Genomic DNA, 19,307 nt, shown 5'->3' with positions numbered 1-19,307 from the left:
CCACCGACGTTAGCGACGCGGGAACGACGTTCAACAGCTACAAACGGGTGCTCTCACCAGCGTTCGCGGCGATGAACGCGGCCAGCGGCTCGCTCTCGCCGAGCGCGTCGGCCGAATAGCCGAACGCGGCGCCTGCTGCCTGGAGTATCTCCACGAGCGCGGCCATTTCGGCCGACGGCATCGCGGCCAGCGCGCCGAACCGCGCTTCGCCGAGCCGCTCGGCGAGCCCGGTGAGCGCGCCGGACAGGTGGCGCTGCCCGGCGACGAGGTGTTTGAGGACGGCGACGATCTCCCCGAGATCGGTTTCCGGCGCCCGGTCCAGCTCCGCGGCGCAGGCCTCCAGGTGCGCGGCGGCGACCGTGAGCGGCAGGATCGTCGACTCTGGCACGAGCGACATCCTGCCACCCCCGATCAAGAAAACCGTGGCGACACCCCGGAGCGGATCACGACGCCGCGGCGAGCACCGCCTGCTCGACCCGCTGCCGCCACGCCGGGTCCAGCTTCCCGTCGCGCGGGGAGACGGCGAAGGAGTCCACGACGGCCGCGCCGAGCGTGGCGACCTTGGCCCACTTCACCTCCGCGCCGCAGGACTGCAGCGCGCCGGCGACCCGGTGCAGCAGGCCGATCCGGTCGGTGGCCCGCAGTTCCAGCACGACCGTGTTCGGGCCGCTGGTCTCGTCGTCGAACCACAGCACCTTCGGCCTGGCCGACACCCGGGTCGGCTGGTAGTCCCGTTCCTTCGCCGCGAGCTTCGCCTCCAGCGCGAGCCCGCCGGCGACCGCCCGTGCGAACTGCTCGCGCAGCAGCGCCGGATCGGGCAGCGAGCCGAACTTCGGGGACGCGGTGAAGATCCCGGCCCGTCCGCCGTCGTGGCCGCGCAGGACCGCGGTGTGCACCTCCAGCGAGTGCAGCGCGAGCACCCCGGCCGCGGGGGCCAGCAGGTCGGTGCGCGCGGGCGCGGCGACCACCACCGTGGCCATCTTGCCGTCGTGCGTGATCAGCACTTCGCTGCGGCCGGACGCCACCGCCGCGGCGACCAGCTCGCGCCGCCGCGCGTCGAGCGGCTCCGGCGGGCTGAACCCCTTGCCCTGCACGACCTGGCGGCACCGGTTGACCAGGTTGGCGACCAGCCCGGCCTTCCAGTCGGTCCACATGCCGGGCCCGGTGGCCAGCGAATCGGCCTGGGTCAGCGCGTGCAGCAGTTCCAGCAGGACCACGTCGTTGTCGACGGTCTTGGCCACCCGCGCGACGGTGCTCGGCTCCTCGATGTCGCGGCGGGTCGCGGTGTGCACCAGCAGCAGGTGGTGCCGCACCGCGGCGGAGACGAGCGCGGCGTCGGAGTCGGGCAGCCCGATGCGGCGGGCGACCTGCATCGAGATCGCGGCGCCCAGCTCGGAGTGGTCGGCCTCGCGGCCCTTGCCGATGTCGTGCAGGAGCGCGGCCAGCAGCAGCAGGTCCGGCCGGGACACCGTGGTGGTGAGCTTCGCGGCCTCGACCGCGGTCTGCACGAGGTGCCGGTCGACGGTCCACTCGTGCACCGGCTCGCGCGGCGGCAGGTCGCGCACCGCGCCCCACTCCGGGAACAAGCGTGCCCACAGGCCGGTGCGGTCCAGCGCCTCGACCGCGTCGATCAGGCCCTCGCCCGCGCCGAGGAGTTCGGTGAGCGAGTCCCGCGCGTCGGGCGGCCACGGCGTGCGCAGTTCCGGCGCCGAATCGGCGAGCGTGCGCAGGGTGCCGTGGGAAATCGGGGTGCGGGTGCGGGCGGAGGCGGCCGCGACGCGCAGCAGCAGCGCGGGGTCCTTGGCCGGGACGGCATCCCTGGCCAGCGCCACCTCGTTGCCGTGCAGCACCACGCCGTCGTCCAGCGGCGTGCGGCTGGGCCGGCGCGAGAACCGCCCGCGCGGCACCTCGGCCGTGGCGCGCAACGCGACGTCGACCGCGTACCCGACCGCGCGCCCGGCGCCGGAGAGCTTGCGCGCCAGCGTGAACCGGTCGCCGAACCCGAGTTCGGCGGCTACCAGCTCGGCGTCCACACCGGACAGCACGTCCCGGTCGCGCCGCAGTTCGCGCCGCATCTCGGTGCGCACGTCCAGCAGCAGTTCCCTGGCCTGGCGCAGTTCCTCGCCCGGCCGGTCGGTGAGCTGGGCGACGGCGAGCGCCTCCAGCACCCCGAGGTCACGCAGGCCGCCCCGGCCGTACTTGAGGTCGGGCTCGGCGGACTGGGCGATCTCCCCGCTGCGCTGCCAGCGCTTGCGGGTCGACTCGGCCAGCTCCGGCAGGCGTTTGCGCGCGGTGCGGCGCCACTGGTCGCGCGCCGCCGTGGCGAGCCTGCCGGTCAGCTCGGCGTCCCCGGCGATGTGCCGGGCGTCGAGCAGTCCCATCGCGGTCCGCAGGTCCTCGGAGGCGACCTGGAGGGCCTCCCCCGGCGTGCGGACCGAGTGGTCGAGGCCGATGCGCGCGTCCCACAGCGGGTACCACAGCGCGTCGGCGATTTCGGCGATCCCCGGGTGCTGGTTGTGGACGAGGACGAGGTCCAGGTCCGAGAACGGCACGAGTTCGCGGCGGCCGAGGCCGCCGACGGCGACCAGCGCGACACCGGGTTCGGCGGTGTCCACGCCGGCCGCCGCGGCGGCCTTGCTGAGCCAGAACTCGTACAGGTCCACCAGCGCGGCGCGCAGTGCCGAGGCACCGAGCCTGCCGTGCCGGCCTTCCAGCAACCGGTTCGCCGCCTTGGCGAGTTCCCCCCCGACGACCATCCGGTGCTTCCCTAGAGCGCGTCCGTGCCGCGCTCGCCGGTACGGACGCGGACGACGGTCTCGACCGGGGTGACCCAGACCTTGCCGTCGCCGATCTTGCCGGTGTGGGCGGCGTTGACGATGGCCTCGATGACCTTCTCGACGTTCGCGTCGTCGGTGAGCACCTCGACCCGCAGCTTGGCCACGAAGTCGACGGCGTACTCGGCGCCGCGGTAGACCTCGGTGTGGCCCTTCTGCCTGCCGTAGCCCTGCACCTCGCTGACGGTCATGCCGAGCGTGCCCAGCTGCTCCAGCGCGGCGCGGATGTCGTCCAGCGTGAACGGCTTGACGATGGCGGTGATCAGCTTCATGCCTTGCTTCCTTCCAGGGCCGCCCCGTCCTTCGACGGCAGCGGAGCGGGGGACGATCCACTGTGGCCGCCGATGCTGCCGCCCACGAAGTCGTACGCGCTCTCCGCGTGCTGCGCCTCGTCGATGCCGCTGACCTCGTCCTCCTTGCTGACCCGGAAACCACCGGCGACCTTGATGATCCCGCCGATGATGAAGGTCAGGACGAACGAGTACACCAGCACGACCCCGGCCGCGGCGGCCTGCTTGCCCAGCTGCGTGAACCCGCCGCCGTAGAAGAGGCCGTCGGCGCCCAGCGAGTTGACGCTGGTGGTGCCGAAGAAGCCGATCAGCAGCGTGCCGACGAGACCACCGACGAGGTGCACGCCGACCACGTCGAGCGAGTCGTCAAAGCCCAGCTTGTACTTGAGACTGACGGCCAGCGCGCAGACGGCGCCCGCGATGACACCGATCGCGATCGAACCGAGCGGCGTGACGAAACCGGCGGCCGGGGTGATGGCGACCAGACCGGCGATCGCGCCGGACGCGGCGCCGAGCGTGGTCGGCTTGCCGAACCGCAGCTGCTCCACGATCAGCCAGCCGAGGACGGCGGCCGCGGTGGCGACGGTCGTGTTGGTGAAGGCGACGCCGGCGAGGTCACCGGCGCTCAGCGCGGAACCCGCGTTGAAGCCGTACCAGCCGAACCACAGCAGGCCGGCGCCGAGCAGGACGAACGGCACGTTGTGCGGGCGGCCGGTGTCGCGCGGCCAGCCGCGGCGCTTGCCGAGCACCAGCGCCAGCGCCAGGCCCGCCGCACCGGCGTTGATGTGGACCGCGGTGCCACCGGCGAAGTCCAGTGCCTTGAGCTCGTTGGCGATCCAGCCGCCGACCGCGTCCGCGCTCATGAAGCCGTCGAACGCGAACACCCAGTGCGCCACCGGGAAGTAGACGATCGTCACCCACACCACGACGAACAGCGCCCAGCCCCAGAACTTGGCGCGGTCGGCGATGGCACCGGAGATCAGCGCCGGGGTGATGATGGCGAACATCAGCTGGAACATGGCGAACACGAGCATCGGGATGCCGTCGCCGCCCGGCCACGGGATCTCCGGCGTCGTGTCGGTCGCCGCGGTGGCGAAGCCGACCAGCTGACCCCAGGTGTCCGCCATGCCCGCGTGGCTGAAGTTGCCCAGCAGCCCGCTGAACGCGTCGTCGCCGAACGCCATCGTGAACCCGTAGAGGGTCCACAGCACGGCGACGATCGCCAGGCAGATGAAGTTCATCATGAGCATGTTCAGGACGCTCTTCACGCGGACCATGCCGCCGTAGAAGAACGCCAACCCTGGTGTCATGAGCATGACCAGCGCGGCGCTGGCCAACACCCATGCGGTGTCTCCTGCGTTCAGCACATCGTCCTCCCGTACACGAGATATTGACGGGGAGTTTTCGATTCCCGTGTTTCACGACGGCACTTCGCACGTTTCCCGCGGGTGAACTGTGCCGCCGCTCTTGTTACGAGCACGTTTCGCGCCACCAGGGCTGATATGTCCGGTCACGAAACGTCGGCGTCGAATACCGCCCGTCACCGGTGACGTTGGGTGAGCCCGCCGGTGTGATGAGATGTGGGCATGACCAGGCCCGCCACGCTGCCCGGCGCCGTCGTCGCGGCGTTGCGGTGCCCGTTGTGCGCGTCCGCGTTCGACCTCGACGGGCGGTCGCTGCGGTGCCCGTCGCGGCACTCGTTCGACCTGGCGAAACAGGGGTACGTGAACCTGCTGCACGCCGGCATCCCGGCGGGCACGGCCGACACCGCGGAGATGGTCGCCGCGCGGGTGGCGTTCCTCGGCGCTGGGCACTACGACGGGTTGCGGGACCTGTTGGCGCAGGTGGCGTCGGGTGCCGTCGGTGACGGCCTGGTGGTCGACGCGGGCGCCGGCACGGGCTACTACCTCGCCGGCGTGCTCGACCGGCTGCCGGACGCGGCGGGGCTCGCGCTGGACGTCTCGGCGGTCGCCCTCCGCCGCGCCGCGAAGGCGCACGCGCGGCTGGGGGCGGCGGTGTGGAACCTGTGGGAGCCGTGGCCGGTCGCGGCGGAGACGGCCGCGGTGGTGCTGAACGTGTTCGCGCCACGCAACGCCGCCGAGTTCCGGCGGGTGCTGCGGCCGGGCGGGACTTTGCTCGTCGTGTCGCCCGAACGGGGGCACCTGGCCGAACTCGCCGCGGTGGCGCCGGTTCTCGAGGTGGATTCGCGGAAGGAAGAACGTCTCGACGCCGCGTTGTCGGAGCATTTCGAACTGGTGTCCCGGCGGTCGCTGCGGGACCGGGTGACGCTGGAACCGGACGACGTCCGCAACGCCGTGCGGATGGGGCCGACCGGGCACCACCCGGACCGCCTGGCCGCGCTCGACGGCGTGGCCGGACCGGCGGCGGTGACGCTCGCGTTTTCGTTGTCGGAGTACCGGAGGACCGCATGACAGCCGTGCCGGCGACCGCGATCACCGACCGCGACTGGCTGTCCGCGCAGCTGCGGCTGGCCGCCGGGCTGTACGGCGACGCCGGGCCGGTCGTGCTGGGGACGATCTGGTGGTACTCGGTGTCGGCGGTGCTGGTGACGCCCGCGCTGGACCCGCTGGTGGCGACCGGGCGCGCGATGGACCCCGCGCTGGAGGCGGTGACGCTGGACGTGGTGCCCGACGGCCGGGTGCTGGACGCCCGCTCGTCGCGGCCGCTGGGGTCCGATGTGGACGAAATCGGCAAGGCGCTGGCCGGGTCGCTGGACGCCGGGATCGCCGCCGTGGCCGAGGTGAGCGGCGCCGGAACCCGGGCGTTGTGCGCGATCGCGACCGACTCGATCGCGAACGTCCTGTTGTGGGCCGGGAAGGCGGCCGGGGACGTCGCGCGCGGGGTGTCGCTGGCCGGCGCGGTGGTCGCCGCCGTGGGCGACCACCTGCCCCGGCCGAGGTTCGTGGAGGTCGGCGGAACCCCGGTGGTGCGGCGGGCGTCGTGCTGCCTGATCTACCGGACCGGCGGGGCGCCCAAGTGCGTCAGCTGCCCGCGCCAGACGCCTTCGGAGCGGGAGCAGCGGTTGCGGATGACGTTCGGCTGAGGGATCAGCGCACCGCACGGGGCTCGCGGGCGCCGGCCGGGAGCAGCAGGCCCACAGACAGCGCGACGACGAACAGACCGAGCCCGACGAGCAGTCCGGTCTGGGTCACCGAAGCGAACCCGTGTCCGGCCCAGCCGCCCGAAGAACGCTGTGCCGATCGTCCCGGGCCCGGCCGACAGCCCCAACTGGACGGCGGTGTTGACGACCCCGGACGCGGCGCCCCCGTCCGCCTCGCCCGCGCCGGACAGCGTGGCGACCATGAGCTGTCCGCGGTGGCGTCCCACTTCGCGGAGCAACTCGCACGGCTCTTCGGGACGAAGGGCTGACTCCAGCTGGACGGGAGCAGCGGTTGCGGCTCACGTTCGGCTGAGGAACTCGTCCAGCAGCTTGTTGACGGTGTCCGGCACCTCGGCGGCGACGAGGTGGGCCGCGTCCTCGATGACGACCAGTTCGGCGCCCGGGATGGCGGCGGCCATCTCCTCGACCTCGCCGGGCGGGAAGGTCGCGTCCTCGCGGCCGCCGATGACCAGCACGGGCGTGCTGATCGAGGCGAGCAGCCCGCGCTGGTCCGGCCGCCGGGACACGACGCTGGTCACCGCGTGCCTCACGGACCGCGGATCGTTGCGGCGGGCCAGGTCGAGGACGCGGGCGACGACCTCCGGCCGGGTGCGCAGCGAGGTCGGCCCGAGGAACGCCTTGACCACCGACCGGGTCAGCGGCGGGCGGATGCCGCCCAGGAGCCGCACCGCCGCCACGAGCACCGCGTACTCGGCCTTCTGACGGGCCGGCGCGGCGGAGGCGGTGCCGTTCATCAACGTGCTGGTGAGCACCCGGTCCGGGTGGCGCGCGGCGAAGGTGGCGCCGACCATGGCGCCCCACGAGTTGCCGACGAAGTGCGCCCGCTCGAACCCGAGCGCGTCCAGGACCTCGCAGACGACCCCCGCGCACTCGTCCAGGGTGAAGGTCCTGGTGAGCGGGCTGCTGGCGCCGTGCCCGGGTGGATCGAGGGCGACGGTGGTGTACCGCTGCGCGAAGTGGCGGGCCTGCGCCTGCCAGAGCGTGTGGTCCATCAGGAGGCTGGGCCACATCACGATCGGTTCACCGGAGCCGCGGACGGCGACCCGGAGTGTGCCGAGAGCGGTGGGGACGTCCCGATCCTCGTTGATCATGAACTCACCGTACGTGGCGCGCTCGTGGTCCACCGCGCGGGAACGGTCGCCCGACCGCCGCACCGGGAGGTAGCGTCGGCCGGGTGAGTGAGCGCAGCTGGGGCTTCCGCACCCGCGCCCTGCACGCCGGCGGGTCTCCCGATCCGGTGACCGGGGCGCGGGCGGTGCCGATCTACCAGACCACGAGTTTCGTCTTCGAGGACGCGGCCGACGCGGCGAACCTGTTCGCGTTGCAGAAGTACGGCAACATCTACAGCCGGATCGGCAACCCGACCGTGGCGGCCTTCGAGGAGCGCCTGGCCAGCCTGGAGGGCGGCATCGGCGGCGTCGCGACCAGCAGCGGGCAGGCCGCGGAGTTCCTCACGTTCGCGGCGCTGACCGAGGCGGGCGACCACGTCGTGTCGGCGAGCGGGCTCTACGGCGGCACCGTCACGCAGCTGGACGGGACGCTGCGCCGCTTCGGCGTGGACACGACGTTCGTGGCCGGTGACAGCCTCGACGACTACGCCGCCGCGATCACCGACTGCACCCGGCTGATCTTCACCGAGGTCATCGGCAACCCGAGTGGCGGCATCGCGGATCTCGCCGGGCTCGCCGACCTCGCGCACAGTCACGACATCCCGCTGGTGGTCGACGCGACGCTGGCGACGCCGTACCTGTGCCGCCCGATCGAGCACGGCGCGGACATCGTGCTGCACTCGGCGACGAAGTTCCTCGGCGGGCACGGCACCACGCTCGGCGGGATCGTCGTCGAATCGGGCACGTTCGACTGGGGCAACGGGAAGTTCCCGCGCATGACCGAGGTCGTGCCCAGCTACGGCGGCCTCAAGTACTGGGAGAACTTCGGCGAGTACGCGTTCTGCACCCGGCTGCGCGCCGAGCAGCTGCGGGACATCGGCGCGGTGCTGTCGCCGCACTCGGCGTTCCTGCTGCTCCAGGGCGTCGAGACGCTGCCGCAGCGGATGGACGCGCACCTGGCCAACGCCAAGGCGGTCGCGGAGTTCCTGGACGCCGACGACCGCGTGGCGTGGGTGAGCTACGCCGGGCTGCCCGGGCACAAGCACCACGAGCTGGCGAAGAAGTACCTGCCGCTCGGGCCGGGCGCGGTGTTCTCGTTCGGCGTCAAGGGCGGGCGCGCGGCGGGCGAGAAGTTCGTCGAGTCCGTCGAGCTGCTGTCGCACCTGGCGAACGTCGGCGACGCCCGCACGCTGGTCATCCACCCCGCCTCCACGACGCACCAGCAGCTCTCCGACGAGCAGCTGGAGGCGGGCGGCGTCGGCCCGGACCTGATCCGGCTGTCGGTCGGGCTGGAGGACGCCGAGGACATCCTGTGGGACATCGACCAGGCCCTCACCGCGGCGGTGAAGGCTGCATGAGCCTGGAGACGACCGTGCCCGCCGGAGCCGTCCGGTCGGAATCGCCCCTGTCCTGGTCCTCGCCGACGGCGCGGGAGCGGCTCGCGCTGCTGTCGCGGACGAAGTCGGTGACGATCGTGGGCGCGTCGGACAACCCGGCGCGGCCGAGCTACTTCGTCGCGACCTACCTGCTGTCCTCCAGCGAGTACGAGGTGCACTTCGTCAACCCGCGGCTGTCGACGCTGCTGGGCCGTCCGGTGTACCCGTCGCTGGCGGACGTGCCGGGTGAGCCGGACCTGGTCAGCGTGTTCCGCAAGCACTCCGACCTGCCCGAAGTGGCCGAGGAAGTGATCAAGGCGGGCGCGCGGACGCTGTGGCTGCAGCTCGGCCTGTGGCACGAGCCGGTGGCGCAGCGGGCGAGCGAGGCGGGCCTTGACGTGGTGATGAACCGGTGCGTGAAGATCGAGCACGCGCGCTTCGCGGGCGGGTTGCACCTGGCCGGTTTCAACACCGGGGTGATCTCCTCGCGGCGGCGGTTGAAGCCCTGATCCCCCGCCCACGGAAGCGATCCGGCGCAACTCACCCTCCACTGAGGCTCCTCCGGGAACGGCCGTTCGTGTCAGACTCATTGGTGTGGCGGGAAGTTCCCCGTGTGGAGGTGGGTGCTGGTGATGGCGAACGGTGTGCAGGTGACCTACGTCGGCGGCCCGACGCTGCTGCTGGAGGTGGGTGGCAAGCGGTTCCTGACCGACCCGACGTTCAGCCCGGCCGGCGTGCACGAGACGACGCCGGGGCGGCCGCTGACGAAGACCGAGGGCCCCGGCCTGTCCGCGGCGGAGGTCGGCCCGGTCGACGCGGTGCTGCTGTCGCACGACCAGCACGCGGACAACCTCGACCCGGACGGCCGCCGGTACGTCGAACAGGCCCTGCTGACGCTCACCACGCCGAGCGGCGCGCGCCGGCTGGGCGGCACCGCGCAGGGGCTCGCGCCGTGGCACCAGCTGCACATCGGGCCGGTCGCGGTGACCGCCGTGCCTGCCCAGCACGGGCCGAAGGGCAGCGAGGAGCTGACCGGTGAGGTCATCGGTTTCGTGCTGACCGGCCAGGACCTGCCGACGGTGTACGTCAGCGGGGACAACGCGTCGCTCGACGTGGTGCGGGACATCTCCCGCCGCCTGCGGCGCCTGGACCTGGCGGTGCTGTTCGCAGGCGCCGCGCGCACGTCCCTGTTCGACGGCGCCCCGCTGACCCTCACCAGCGAGGACGCCGCCGAGGCCGCCCACGCGCTGCGGGCGCGCAACATCGTGCCCGTGCACACCCGCGGGTGGGCACACTTCAGCGAGGGCCCCGACGAGGTGCGGAAGGCGTTCGCCGGGGCGGGGTTGAGCGACCGGCTGCACGTGCTGGAACCGGGCGAAAGCGCACATATCAGCTGATAAGTTCGGTTCCATGATCGAAACCGGCTTGCGTGACCGGACGGTTCTGGTCACCGGTGGCGCGGGCGGCATCGGCGCGGCGATCAGCCGCGCGTTCGCCGCCGAGGGGGCGCGGGTCGCGGTGCACTACCTGGCGGAGGACCCGGCGCCGCCGGAGGGCGGCGAGTGGGCGCACGTCACGCCCGCGGTGGAGGCAGCGGTTTCGCTGGCGCGGGACCTGGGTGGGGTTGCGGTCGCGGCGGACCTGGCGGATCCGGAGGGCCCGCGCCGCCTGGTGGCCGAGGTGGCGGAGCGGCTCGGCCCGGTGGACGTGCTGGTCAACAACGCGGCGCACTGCGAGACGCCGGACACGATCGACGCGCTGTCGGCGGCGTCGCTGGAGCGGCATTACCGGGTCAACGCGGTGGCGCCCGCGTTGCTGATCGCCGAGGTGGCGCGACGGCGGGGCGCGGAGCCGCCGTGCGTGGTGAACGTCTCGACCGACAGCGCCAGGGCTTTCCCGGGGCAGATCGGATACGGGACCTCGAAAGCAGCGCTGGAGGCGCTGACGCGCGCGAGCGCGCTGGACCTGGGCGGGCAGGGGATCCGGGTGAACGCGGTCGCGCCGGGACCGGTGCAGACAGGCTGGATGAGCGCCGCGCTCGAGGAGGAAGTGCGCGGCCTGGTGCCGCTCGGCCGGGTCGGCGAGCCGGAGGACATCGCCGACGCCGTGGTGTTCCTCGCTTCGCGGCAGGCGCGCTGGATCACCGGCCAGGTGCTCCAGGTGGCAGGCGGACACGCGCTCTGACACGTCCCGGACGAGCCGCGCGCCGTCAGCCCGCGCTGTCGGTGAACCGCCGTTCGAAGTCCGCCCGGCCCCGCTCCGCCGTCAGCGCGCCCCACAGGCGAAGTCGCGCCATGCCGCCGTCCGGGTAGATGTCCAGCCGCACCTCGCTCAACTCACGCGGCTCCGGGACCAGGAACCGGTGCCGCGCGCCATCAGCCGCTGCTCTCGGCGAACCGCCGCTCGAACTCCGCCCAGCCCCGCTCCGTCAGCGCGCCCCACAGGCGCAACCTGACCATGCCGCCGTCCGGGTAGATGTCCAGCCGCACCTCGCTCAGCTCGCGCGGCTCCGGGACCAGGAACCGGTGCCGCGCGCCGTCAGCCGCTGCTCTCGGTGAACCGCCCTTCGAACTCCGCCCAGCCCCGCTCCGTCAGCGCGCCCCACAGGCGCAGTCGCGCCATGCCGCCGTCCGGGTAGATGTCCAGCCGCACCTCGCTCAGCTCGCGCGGCTCCGGGACCAGGAACCGGTGCCGCGCGCCGTCAGCCGCTGCTCTCGGTGAACCGCCCTTCGAACTCCGCCCGGCCACGCTCCGTCAGCGCGCCCCACAGGCGCAGTCGCGCCATGCCGCCGTCCGGGTAGATGTCCAGCCGCACCTCGTTCAGCTCGCGTGGCTCCGGGACCAGGAACCGGTGCCGGGTGTCCGGCTGGAGCCGGGTCCTGGGCAGCACCTCGAACCACGAACCGTCCAAGCGTCCGCTCAACGACGCCCAGCCCGGCGCGTTGCCCTTGAAGTGCGTCGTGTCCAGCTCGGCCAGCCGCGGCACGCCCGCGCCGGCCAGCGCCACCGAGACCCAGTCGTTGCCGTCGTCGCGGCGGCGGGCCGTCTCCCAGCCCTCCCCCATCACCGCGGCGAAACCGGGCGAGATCAGGTTCGACGGCGACGAGTAGAACATGTTCGAGCAGCCCGCCACCCGCGCGCCGTTCTCCAGCGCCGCCAGGTCGAGGGCCGCCGGGTCGACCAGCCGCGGGTCCGCCACCGGCGCGCCGTGCACCCGGAACCGCGCCACCCCGCCGTCCGGGTGGATCGACAGCCGCACGTGCGTCCAGCGCCGCGACGACGACACCGCGAAAAAGTTCTCCGAGTCCCCCGCGAGCGGCGACTTCGGCACCAGCGGCGTCCACTCCAGTTCGGCCAGCTCCGCCGGGCTCGGGTACCCGTCGACGGCGACCGCCTCCACCGACGCGAACGGCGGGTAGTTGCCGGTGAAGAATGCGGTGTCCACGACCACCCCGGTCACCACGCCGGGCAGCCCGAGCCGCACGATCGCCTGGTCCACGCCCGGCTCCCGGCGCCGCCGCGTCTCCCACCCGTCGTAGATCTGCCCCTTGTGCCCGAAGTTCCACGGCCGGAACTCCGCCGGCCCGGGCTTGATCAGGTTCTCCCGCTCGGCGAAGGCCTCGTCGTTGGCCCACACCACGCTGCCGCCGACCCGGCGCGACGCCAGGTCCGGCTCATGAGTCCACTCCGGACGCTCGGTCAACACTGCCCTCGATTCAGCAACTCGCCCCGCGGACTGTCCCCGGTGACTTCCTGGCCCCGCAACCACGTCTGCCGCACGACCCCGCGCAGCCGGCTGCCGTCGTAGGCGCTCACCGGGTTCCGGTGGCGCAGCTTCGCGACGTCCACGACGAACTCCTCGTCCGGCGCGAACACGCAGAAGTCGGCGTCGTAGCCGACGGCGATCCGGCCCTTGCGCGTCATCCCCGCCAGTTCCGCCGGCCGCGTCGCCATCCAGCGCACCACGTCCGCCAGCGTGTGCCCGCGCCGCGCCGCCCCGCTCCACACCGCGGGCAGCCCGACCTGCAGCCCGGCGATCCCGCCCCAGGCCTCGCCGAAGTCGCCGCTGTCGAACCGCTTCAGCTCCGGCGTGCACGGCGAGTGGTCGCTCACCACGCAGTCGATCACGCCGTCGGCCAGCCCCTGCCACAGCCGCTCGCGGTTGCCTGCCTCGCGGATCGGCGGGCAGCACTTGAACTGCGTCGCGCCGTCGCGGATCTCCTCCGCGGTGAAGCTCAGGTAGTGCGGGCACGTCTCGACCGTCAGCGCGACCCCTTCGGCGCGGGCCGCCGCGATCATCGGCAGGGCGTCCGAAGAGGACAGGTGCAGGATGTGCGCCCGCGCCCCGGTGCGCCGCGCGAGCTCGATGACCCGCGCGATCGCCCGGTTCTCCGCCTCGGGTGGCCGCGACGCCAGGAACCCCTGGTAGTGCGGGCCGTGCGGTCGCGGCGACGCGTCGATGGTCGGGGCGTCCTCGGCGTGCACGATCATCAGCGCGCCGAGCCCGGCGAGGATCCGCAGGTCGGCCTCCAGTTCGGCGTCGTCGAGCGGCGGGAACTCGTCGACACCCGAGTGCAGCAGGAAGCACTTGAACCCGAACACCCCGGCCTCGTGCAAGGCGGGCAAGTGCGCGCCGTTGCCGGGGATCGCGCCGCCCCAGAACCCGACGTCGACGTGGACCCGCCCGGACGCGGTCTTCCGCTTGACCGCCAGCGCGTCCGGGTCGACCGTCGGCGGCAGGCTGTTCAGTGGCATGTCCACGATCGTGGTGACCCCGCCCGCCGCGGCCGCGCGGGTGGCCGTCTCGAAGCCCTCCCACTCGGTGCGGCCGGGGTCGTTGACGTGCACGTGGGTGTCGACGAGACCGGGCATCAGGACGACGTCCTCCCCCAGCTCGACGACCCGGTCACCGGACAGCGCGCGGCCGGGTTCGACGGCGGTGATCCGTCCTCTGTCGACACCGACCGAGTACGGCCCGTCGCCCGCGGCCGTGATCGCGCGCCGCGCCCGGAAGACCAGTTCCACCCGGCACTCCTTTCGTCCGCTTCCAGTTCCCCCGCCCGTACGGTTACCGTGCGGACGTGGAACTGCAAGCCGAGTTCACCACCGAACCGTTCCGCGGCGAGGGCGAACCGCCCGAGCACGCCGTCCGCGCGCGCACCGCCGCCGAGGAGGCCGGGTTGTCCGTGGACTTCGGCCCGCTCGGCACCACCGCCCGCGGCGACGCGGACGCCCTGCTCGGCGCGCTCCCGGCCATCGCCAGGGCCGCGCTGGACGGCGGCGCGAACCGCCTGACCCTGCAGCTGTCCACGCCGACCGCCGCCAGCGAACCGGCCGGCGCGCCGCCCACCACGCTGGAGCGGCTGATCGCCGACGTCGAGCGGGAGCTCGGCACCCGGCTGACCGACCTGGACCGGCCCGGCAAGCAACGCGCCGTGCGCCTGCTGGAGGAGCGCGGCGCGTTCGCCATGCGCAGGGCCGCGCCCACCGTCGCCGAAGCACTCGGCGTCACCCGGTTCACGGTCTACAACTATCTCAACCGCGAGCCATGATTTCAACAAATTGTTGACGCTCGTCGAACACGACCGTAACGTCCATTTCCCAGAATCGGCAGCACCGTGATCCGGAGGAACACTTGACTGTCACGCTCGCCGAGTTCAACACCGCCGACGTCCGGGACCTGCTCACGGCGTGTCTGGACGTGCCCCGCTGGGTGGACGCGGTGCAGGCCGGACGGCCCTACCCCGACCTCGCCGCACTGACCGGCGCCGCCCGCCTCACCCTCACCAGGGACGAGACCCGGCGAGCCATCGCGGCGCACCCGCGGATCGGCGAAAAGCCCTCCGGCGGATGGTCCCGTGACGAGCAGTCCGGTGTGGACGATGCCGCAGCCGCGGAGTTCCGCGCCGCCAACGCCGAGTACGAGGAGCGGTTCGGGCACGTGTTCCTGGTCTGCGCGAGCGGCCGCAGCGGGCCGGAATTGCTGGCGAACCTGCGGGAGCGCATGCACAACGACCCGGACACCGAACTGGCGGTCGCCGGACGGGAACTGGTCGAGATCGCCGTGCTGCGACTGGGAAAGGCGGTGACGGCATGAGCCTGGTGACCACCCACGTCCTCGACACTTCCGCCGGACGCCCGGCCGCGGGCGTGGCCGTGCGACTGGAAACGAGCGACGGCACGGTGATCGCGCGCGGCCGCACCGACGACGACGGCCGCGTCCGCGACCTCGGCCCCGCGGAACTCGACCCCGGCGTCTACCGGCTGGTGTTCGACACCGGCGCCCACCTCGGCCCGGACGCGTTCTTCCCCGAGGTCACCGTGGCCTTCCGGATCACCGACGGCACACAGCACCACCACGTGCCGCTGCTGCTGAGCCCGTTCTCCTACTCCACCTACCGAGGGAGCTGACGATGGCGATCAAGCTGGGGCCGAACCAGTACGGCAAGGCCGAGGTCCGCCTCGTCACGGTGACCCGGGCCGGGGACGTGCACCACCTCAAGGACCTCACGGTCTCCACCGCGCTGCGCGGCGACCTCGCGAAGACCCACCTCACCGGCGACAACTCCGACGTGGTCGCCACCGACACGCAGAAGAACACCGTCTACGCGTTCGCCAAGGAAAGCCCGGTCGGTGAGATCGAGGACTTCGGGCTGCGGCTGGCCAGGCACTTCGTCGGCCGGTTCGGGCAGATCACCGGCGCGCGCGTCACGATCGACGAGCACGCCTGGGATCGCATCGCCGTCGGCGGCCGGCCGCACGACCACGCCTTCTCCCGGTCGAGCGAGGAAAAGCGGACCACCGTGGTGACGGTCGAGAACGACCGCGCCTGGGTGGTGTCCGGCCTGCGCGACCTGGTCGTGCTGAAGTCCACCGGCTCGGAGTTCCACGGTTTCCCGCGCGACGAGTACACGACGCTGGCCGAGACCGACGACCGCATCCTGGCCACCGCCGTCACCGCGCAGTGGCGGTACCGGGGCAGCGGCATCGACTGGCGCAAGAGCTTCGCGGAGATCCGGCGGATCCTGCTGGAGACGTTCGCGACGAAACACAGCCTTTCGCTGCAGCAGACCCTGTACGCGATGGGCGAGGCGGTTCTCGAAGCACGCGGCGAGGTGGCCGAGATCCGGCTGTCGATGCCGAACAAGCACCACTTCGTGGTGGACCTCAGCCCGTTCGGGCTCACCAACGACAACGAGGTCTTCCACGCCGCGGACCGTCCGTACGGCCTCATCGAAGGAACCGTCCTGCGCGACGACGCGGAGGACCCGGGCCCCGCCTGGCGGTAGCGCCGGGCGAGTTGGGAGAACCCGCGTGACCACGACCGCCACACCGGTGACGGACATCCACCCGGTCGACCGCAAACCCCCGGCGCTGCAACTGGTCGTCGGCGGCGTGCAGCACGTCGCCGCGATGTACGCCGGGGTCGTCGCCCCGCCGTTGATCATCGGCAGCGCCGTCGGCCTGTCCGGCGGGCAGCTGAGCCTGCTGATCAGCGCGAGCCTGTTCACCGCGGGGCTGGCGACCCTGCTGCAGACCCTCGGCGTGTGGCGGTTCGGCGCCCGGTTGCCGCTGGTCAACGGCGTCACGTTCGCGAACGTGGCCCCGGTGATGGCGATCGTGCAGCAGCACGGGCCGCGGAACGCGCTCGGCGTCGTCTACGGCGCCACGCTCGTCGGCGCCGCGCTGATGGTGCTCGCCGCGCCGTTCTTCTCCCGGCTGACGCGGTTCTTCCCGCCGCTGGTGACCGGCACGGTCATCACGCTCATCGGGGTCTCGCTGCTGCCGGTGGCGGTCAACTGGATCTCCGGACAGCAGGACTCCGCCGAACCACACGGCATCCTGCTCGCCGCGATCACGCTGCTCGCGGTGCTGGCGTTCAACCGGTTCCTGCCCGGCTTCTGGAGCCGGATCGCGTTGCTGCTGGGTCTGGTGGTGGGCACGTTGATCGCGTGGCCGCTGGGCGAGGTCGACACGTCGACCTTCCGCGAGGCGCCGGCGTTCGGCGTGGCGAGCCCGTTCCACTTCGGCAGCCCCGCGTTCGACATCGCGGCCATCATCTCCATGGCGATCGTGATGATCGTGATCATGGCCGAGAGCACCGCGGACATGCTCGCGCTCGGCGAGGTCGTCGGCCGCCCGACCAGACAACGGACGCTCGCCGACGGCCTGCGCGCGGACGGCGTCGCGACGGCGGTGTCCACGGTGTTCGGCGGGTTCGCCTGCACCGCCTTCGCGCAGAACGTCGGGCTGGTCGCGCTGACCCGCGTGTTCAGCCGGTACGTGGTGGCCGCGTGCGGCGCGATCCTCGTGCTGCTGGGGCTGTTCCCGGTCGCCGGCGGCGTGGTCGCGCTGGTGCCGCAACCGGTGCTCGGCGGCGCCGGGCTGGTGCTGTTCGGCAGCGTCGCGGTCTCCGGCATCCGCACCCTGGCCACGGCCGCGTTCGACCGCCCGGCGAACGTGACGATCGTGGCGGCCGCGCTGGGCGTCGGGATCATCCCGATCGCCGCGCCGGAGTTCTACGCGCACTTCCCGTCGGCCGTGCGGACCGTGCTGGACTCCGGGATCAGCGCAGGCTGCGTGGTCGCCGTGGTGCTCAACCTCATTTTCGGGACCCGACGGGAACGAACTCCCGCAACAGGTTCGTGAGCAGTTCCGGCTGGTCCTGCGGCACGAGCGTGTAGCTGTCCGGCACCTCGACCAGCCGCGCGTCCGGGAACAGCGCCGCCAGCCGCGGCCCGTGCTCGCGGGGCATGAGCTTGTCCTCCTTCGCCCACACCACGAGCACGGGCCCGGTGAACTCGCCCAGCCTGCGGGACCACTCCAGCAGCGTCTCCTTCGGCGGCGTGTGCAGGCCGTACTTCAGCATGTCCCGCATGATCGCCGGGTTCTCGCGGGCCGGGCCGAACCAGCTGTTCATGACCTCCGCGGGCACCGGCGTCTTGCTCATCCACCCCCACGAACCCGGCGCGCGCTGGACGAACCGGAACTTCAGCAGGTGCAGCATGGCTTTCAGGCCGCCGGGGATCCGCGCGACGCGGACGAGCATGCGCCCGGACAGGCCGGGCGGGAAGTTGTCGAACGCCTCGCACGCCACGAGTGCCAGCCTGCCGACCCGGTCGGCCAGCCCCTCGCTGATCAGGAACTGCGCGCCGCCCCAGTCGTTGAGGACCAGCGTCACGTCCCTCAGGTCGAGCGCCTCCAGGAACTCGGCCAGCAGCCGCACGTGACCGCGCAGCGACAGGTCGGCGTCCGGTTTCATCGGCTTCCGGTGTGAGCCCAGCGGCCAGTTCGGCAGCACGCACCGGTACTCCCCCAGGCCCGGCACGACCTTGCGCCACACGGTGTTGTCGATGGTCAGGCCGTGCAGGAAGACGATCACCGGCCCCCCACCGCCGGTGTCGTCGTACTCGATCGTCCCCGCGGACAGTTCGACCTCGGGCATCTCCGCCCCCTCGGATTTGATAGATCGCTCTAGCGGGAGAGTAGCTAGGATCGGTGACGTGGGCAACACCAAAGAACGGATCCTGGCCGCGAGCGCGGAGCTGTTCCGGCGCAACGGCTACACCGGGACGGGCCTGAAGCAGATCGTCGCCGAGGCGAGCGCGCCGTTCGGCTCGATCTACCACTTCTTCCCCGGCGGCAAGGAACAGCTGGCCGAGGAGGTGATCCGCAGCTCCGGCATGGCGTACGGGAAGCTGTTCGACCTGCTGATCGCGCCGGCGCCGGACCTGATCACCGGGCTGGAGCAGGCCTTCGCCGCCGCCGCGGTGACGCTGCGGGAGACCGACTACGCCGACGCCTGCCCGATCGCCACCGTGGCGCTGGAGGTGGCGAGCACGAACGAGACCTTGCGCCGGGCGACGGCGGAGGTGTTCGAGTCGTGGATCGCCACCGGGACGGGTGTTTTCACGCGTTTCGGCCTGAGCGAGGACGAGGCCCGGCGACTGACGATCGCGGTGATCAGCGCGCTGGAAGGGGCCTTCGTGCTCAGCCGCTCCTTGCGGGACGTGGAGCCGCTGGCCATCGCCGGGGAGGCCGCCGTGGCGACCGCTCGTGAAATGCTCACCGGGCGGGCCCGCGGGTAGTGTCGGCTTCATGAGTTCTGCCATCGATCTGCACGGCCAGCCGCACGTCGACCGCTACCTGGAGACCGACGGCGAGGACGGCTACCACTGGCGCAACGGGACGACGATCCTGATCCTGTTCACGAAGGGCCGCAAGTCCGGGCAGGAGCGCCGGCACGCCCTGATCTTCCGCGAGCACGAGGGCGCGTACCTGGTGGTGGCGTCCAAGGGCGGCACCGACGCGCCGCCGGCGTGGTTCGTCAACCTGCAGGCCGACCCGAACGTCGAGGTCCAGATCAAGGGCGAGCGCTTCAAGGCGGTCGCGAGGGTCGCCACGCCCGACGAGAAGCCCGCGATGTGGGCGAAGATGGCCGAGGTGTGGCCGGACTACGACGAGTACCAGAAGAAGACCTCGCGGGAGATCCCCGTGGTGGTGCTGGAACGCGCTTGATTCCTGGCCGGGTTCCGGCGCCGCTGATGGTGTGCGCC

The 19,307-nt window shown here is 72.2% G+C and carries 21 protein-coding genes and 3 pseudogenes; 13 read left to right on the top strand and 11 right to left on the bottom strand.

What is annotated here, in order from left to right; all coding sequences use genetic code 11:
* Nucleotides 1-37: 37 nt before the first annotated feature.
* From ABZ193_RS10535 to ABZ193_RS10520, 4 genes are read right to left on the bottom strand one after another with little or no spacing between them, the layout of a single operon-like run.
* Complete coding sequence (locus tag ABZ193_RS10535) at nt 38-397, bottom strand: hypothetical protein (RefSeq protein WP_020418146.1); 360 nt, start codon at nt 395-397, stop codon at nt 38-40.
* A gap of 46 nt (nt 398-443) precedes the next feature.
* Nucleotides 444-2,756 (bottom strand): [protein-PII] uridylyltransferase, encoded by a 2,313-nt coding sequence (locus ABZ193_RS10530; RefSeq protein ID WP_020418145.1) that lies wholly within the window; start codon nt 2,754-2,756, stop codon nt 444-446.
* Between the two features lie 11 nt (nt 2,757-2,767).
* Nucleotides 2,768-3,106 (bottom strand): P-II family nitrogen regulator, encoded by a 339-nt coding sequence (locus tag ABZ193_RS10525; RefSeq protein WP_017987570.1) that lies wholly within the window; start codon nt 3,104-3,106, stop codon nt 2,768-2,770.
* Nucleotides 3,103-4,491, bottom strand: a complete 1,389-nt coding sequence (locus ABZ193_RS10520) for an ammonium transporter (RefSeq protein ID WP_051123526.1) — start codon at nt 4,489-4,491, stop codon at nt 3,103-3,105. The genes ABZ193_RS10525 and ABZ193_RS10520 overlap by 4 nt, the downstream gene beginning before the upstream one ends.
* Nucleotides 4,492-4,710: 219 nt before the next feature.
* Here ABZ193_RS10520 and ABZ193_RS10515 point away from each other — a divergent pair, with 219 nt between their 5' ends.
* A complete protein-coding gene (locus ABZ193_RS10515; RefSeq protein ID WP_237336329.1) occupies nt 4,711-5,556 on the top strand; it encodes a putative RNA methyltransferase in 846 nt (281 codons plus the stop codon).
* Nucleotides 5,553-6,188: a (2Fe-2S)-binding protein gene (locus tag ABZ193_RS10510; RefSeq protein WP_237336330.1), complete on the top strand. Its 636-nt coding sequence runs from the start codon at nt 5,553-5,555 to the stop codon at nt 6,186-6,188. The genes ABZ193_RS10515 and ABZ193_RS10510 overlap by 4 nt, the downstream gene beginning before the upstream one ends.
* A 356-nt stretch (nt 6,189-6,544) precedes the next feature.
* On the opposite strand, the gene ABZ193_RS10505 is transcribed toward ABZ193_RS10510, so the two are convergent.
* Entirely contained in the window at nt 6,545-7,357 is an 813-nt protein-coding gene (locus ABZ193_RS10505) for an alpha/beta hydrolase (RefSeq protein WP_354709649.1), read from the bottom strand.
* An 83-nt stretch (nt 7,358-7,440) separates the two neighbouring features.
* On the opposite strand from ABZ193_RS10505, the gene ABZ193_RS10500 reads away from it, so the two are divergent.
* From ABZ193_RS10500 to ABZ193_RS10485, 4 genes are all read left to right on the top strand, one after another.
* On the top strand, nt 7,441-8,733 hold the full coding sequence (locus ABZ193_RS10500; protein ID WP_354709648.1) for an O-acetylhomoserine aminocarboxypropyltransferase/cysteine synthase family protein: 1,293 nt from the start codon (nt 7,441-7,443) through the stop codon (nt 8,731-8,733).
* Nucleotides 8,730-9,260: a CoA-binding protein gene (locus tag ABZ193_RS10495; RefSeq protein ID WP_354709646.1), complete on the top strand. Its 531-nt coding sequence runs from the start codon at nt 8,730-8,732 to the stop codon at nt 9,258-9,260. The genes ABZ193_RS10500 and ABZ193_RS10495 overlap by 4 nt, the downstream gene beginning before the upstream one ends.
* Nucleotides 9,261-9,383: 123 nt before the next feature.
* Nucleotides 9,384-10,148, top strand: coding sequence for an MBL fold metallo-hydrolase (locus ABZ193_RS10490; RefSeq protein WP_027935878.1), 765 nt, complete (start codon nt 9,384-9,386; stop codon nt 10,146-10,148).
* Nucleotides 10,149-10,161: 13 nt separating this feature from the next.
* The gene (locus tag ABZ193_RS10485) at nt 10,162-10,935 is read left to right on the top strand and encodes an SDR family oxidoreductase (RefSeq protein WP_020418137.1); all 774 of its coding nucleotides are present in this window, start codon (nt 10,162-10,164) and stop codon (nt 10,933-10,935) included.
* Between the two features lie 25 nt (nt 10,936-10,960).
* Here the strand turns inward: ABZ193_RS10485 and ABZ193_RS10480 are convergent.
* From ABZ193_RS10480 to allB, 5 genes and pseudogenes are all read right to left on the bottom strand, one after another.
* Nucleotides 10,961-11,119 (bottom strand): annotated as a pseudogene (locus ABZ193_RS10480) (allantoicase); the annotation flags it as partial.
* 7 nt (nt 11,120-11,126) lie between these two features.
* A pseudogene (locus ABZ193_RS10475) lies at nt 11,127-11,282 on the bottom strand (allantoicase); the annotation flags it as partial.
* A gap of 7 nt (nt 11,283-11,289) precedes the next feature.
* Nucleotides 11,290-11,445, bottom strand: a pseudogene (locus tag ABZ193_RS10470) (allantoicase); the annotation flags it as partial.
* Nucleotides 11,446-11,452: 7 nt separating this feature from the next.
* Nucleotides 11,453-12,457 carry an allantoicase gene (gene alc / locus ABZ193_RS10465; RefSeq protein WP_354709645.1) on the bottom strand — a complete coding sequence of 335 codons (1,005 nt, stop codon included), beginning with the start codon at nt 12,455-12,457 and terminating at the stop codon, nt 11,453-11,455.
* A complete protein-coding gene (gene allB / locus ABZ193_RS10460) occupies nt 12,451-13,776 on the bottom strand; it encodes an allantoinase AllB (RefSeq protein ID WP_354709644.1) in 1,326 nt (441 codons plus the stop codon). Before allB ends, alc begins: the two co-directional genes overlap by 7 nt.
* A gap of 56 nt (nt 13,777-13,832) precedes the next feature.
* Between allB and ABZ193_RS10455 the strand changes: the two genes are divergently transcribed.
* From ABZ193_RS10455 to ABZ193_RS10435, 5 genes are all read left to right on the top strand, one after another.
* Complete coding sequence (locus tag ABZ193_RS10455) at nt 13,833-14,303, top strand: helix-turn-helix domain-containing protein (protein ID WP_354709642.1); 471 nt, start codon at nt 13,833-13,835, stop codon at nt 14,301-14,303.
* Between the two features lie 83 nt (nt 14,304-14,386).
* A complete protein-coding gene (locus ABZ193_RS10450) occupies nt 14,387-14,848 on the top strand; it encodes a 2-oxo-4-hydroxy-4-carboxy-5-ureidoimidazoline decarboxylase (protein ID WP_020418132.1) in 462 nt (153 codons plus the stop codon).
* Nucleotides 14,845-15,162 (top strand): hydroxyisourate hydrolase, encoded by a 318-nt coding sequence (gene uraH, locus ABZ193_RS10445; protein WP_020418131.1) that lies wholly within the window; start codon nt 14,845-14,847, stop codon nt 15,160-15,162. Before ABZ193_RS10450 ends, uraH begins: the two co-directional genes overlap by 4 nt.
* Nucleotides 15,163-15,164: 2 nt before the next feature.
* Complete coding sequence (gene pucL / locus ABZ193_RS10440; RefSeq protein WP_354709641.1) at nt 15,165-16,040, top strand: factor-independent urate hydroxylase; 876 nt, start codon at nt 15,165-15,167, stop codon at nt 16,038-16,040.
* A gap of 25 nt (nt 16,041-16,065) precedes the next feature.
* Nucleotides 16,066-17,400 carry a nucleobase:cation symporter-2 family protein gene (locus ABZ193_RS10435; protein WP_354709640.1) on the top strand — a complete coding sequence of 445 codons (1,335 nt, stop codon included), beginning with the start codon at nt 16,066-16,068 and terminating at the stop codon, nt 17,398-17,400.
* On the opposite strand, the gene ABZ193_RS10430 is transcribed toward ABZ193_RS10435, so the two are convergent.
* Nucleotides 17,354-18,196, bottom strand: a complete 843-nt coding sequence (locus tag ABZ193_RS10430; RefSeq protein WP_354709638.1) for an alpha/beta hydrolase — start codon at nt 18,194-18,196, stop codon at nt 17,354-17,356. The two genes, ABZ193_RS10435 and ABZ193_RS10430, sit on opposite strands and share 47 nt — an antisense overlap.
* A gap of 58 nt (nt 18,197-18,254) precedes the next feature.
* On the opposite strand from ABZ193_RS10430, the gene ABZ193_RS10425 reads away from it, so the two are divergent.
* Both ABZ193_RS10425 and ABZ193_RS10420 read left to right on the top strand, forming a co-directional pair.
* Nucleotides 18,255-18,839, top strand: a complete 585-nt coding sequence (locus tag ABZ193_RS10425) for a TetR/AcrR family transcriptional regulator (protein WP_354709637.1) — start codon at nt 18,255-18,257, stop codon at nt 18,837-18,839.
* Between the two features lie 10 nt (nt 18,840-18,849).
* Nucleotides 18,850-19,269, top strand: coding sequence for a nitroreductase family deazaflavin-dependent oxidoreductase (locus ABZ193_RS10420; RefSeq protein WP_027931826.1), 420 nt, complete (start codon nt 18,850-18,852; stop codon nt 19,267-19,269).
* The last annotated feature ends 38 nt before the right edge of the window (nt 19,270-19,307 follow it).

Origin of the sequence: Amycolatopsis sp. NPDC006125 (genome assembly GCF_040614195.1) — a bacterium.
GTDB classification, from domain to species: domain Bacteria; phylum Actinomycetota; class Actinomycetes; order Mycobacteriales; family Pseudonocardiaceae; genus Amycolatopsis_E; species Amycolatopsis_E tucumanensis.
This window is presented reverse-complemented; position numbering and strand designations above follow the sequence as displayed.

Bases quoted from the DNA above. Each gene is read 5' to 3' on its own strand.
- ABZ193_RS10495 (WP_354709646.1), top strand. From the start codon at position 8,730: ATGAGCCTGGAGACGACCGTGCCCGCCGGAGCCGTCCGGTCGGAATCG.
- pucL (WP_354709641.1), top strand. From the start codon at position 15,165: ATGGCGATCAAGCTGGGGCCGAACCAGTACGGCAAGGCCGAGGTCCGC.
- ABZ193_RS10490 (WP_027935878.1), top strand. From the start codon at position 9,384: ATGGCGAACGGTGTGCAGGTGACCTACGTCGGCGGCCCGACGCTGCTG.
- ABZ193_RS10535 (WP_020418146.1), bottom strand. From the start codon at position 397: ATGTCGCTCGTGCCAGAGTCGACGATCCTGCCGCTCACGGTCGCCGCC.
- ABZ193_RS10485 (WP_020418137.1), top strand. From the start codon at position 10,162: ATGATCGAAACCGGCTTGCGTGACCGGACGGTTCTGGTCACCGGTGGC.
- ABZ193_RS10515 (WP_237336329.1), top strand. From the start codon at position 4,711: ATGACCAGGCCCGCCACGCTGCCCGGCGCCGTCGTCGCGGCGTTGCGG.
- ABZ193_RS10505 (WP_354709649.1), bottom strand. From the start codon at position 7,357: ATGATCAACGAGGATCGGGACGTCCCCACCGCTCTCGGCACACTCCGG.
- ABZ193_RS10420 (WP_027931826.1), top strand. From the start codon at position 18,850: ATGAGTTCTGCCATCGATCTGCACGGCCAGCCGCACGTCGACCGCTAC.
- ABZ193_RS10525 (WP_017987570.1), bottom strand. From the start codon at position 3,106: ATGAAGCTGATCACCGCCATCGTCAAGCCGTTCACGCTGGACGACATC.
- ABZ193_RS10430 (WP_354709638.1), bottom strand. From the start codon at position 18,196: ATGCCCGAGGTCGAACTGTCCGCGGGGACGATCGAGTACGACGACACC.
- ABZ193_RS10510 (WP_237336330.1), top strand. From the start codon at position 5,553: ATGACAGCCGTGCCGGCGACCGCGATCACCGACCGCGACTGGCTGTCC.
- uraH (WP_020418131.1), top strand. From the start codon at position 14,845: ATGAGCCTGGTGACCACCCACGTCCTCGACACTTCCGCCGGACGCCCG.
- ABZ193_RS10530 (WP_020418145.1), bottom strand. From the start codon at position 2,756: ATGGTCGTCGGGGGGGAACTCGCCAAGGCGGCGAACCGGTTGCTGGAA.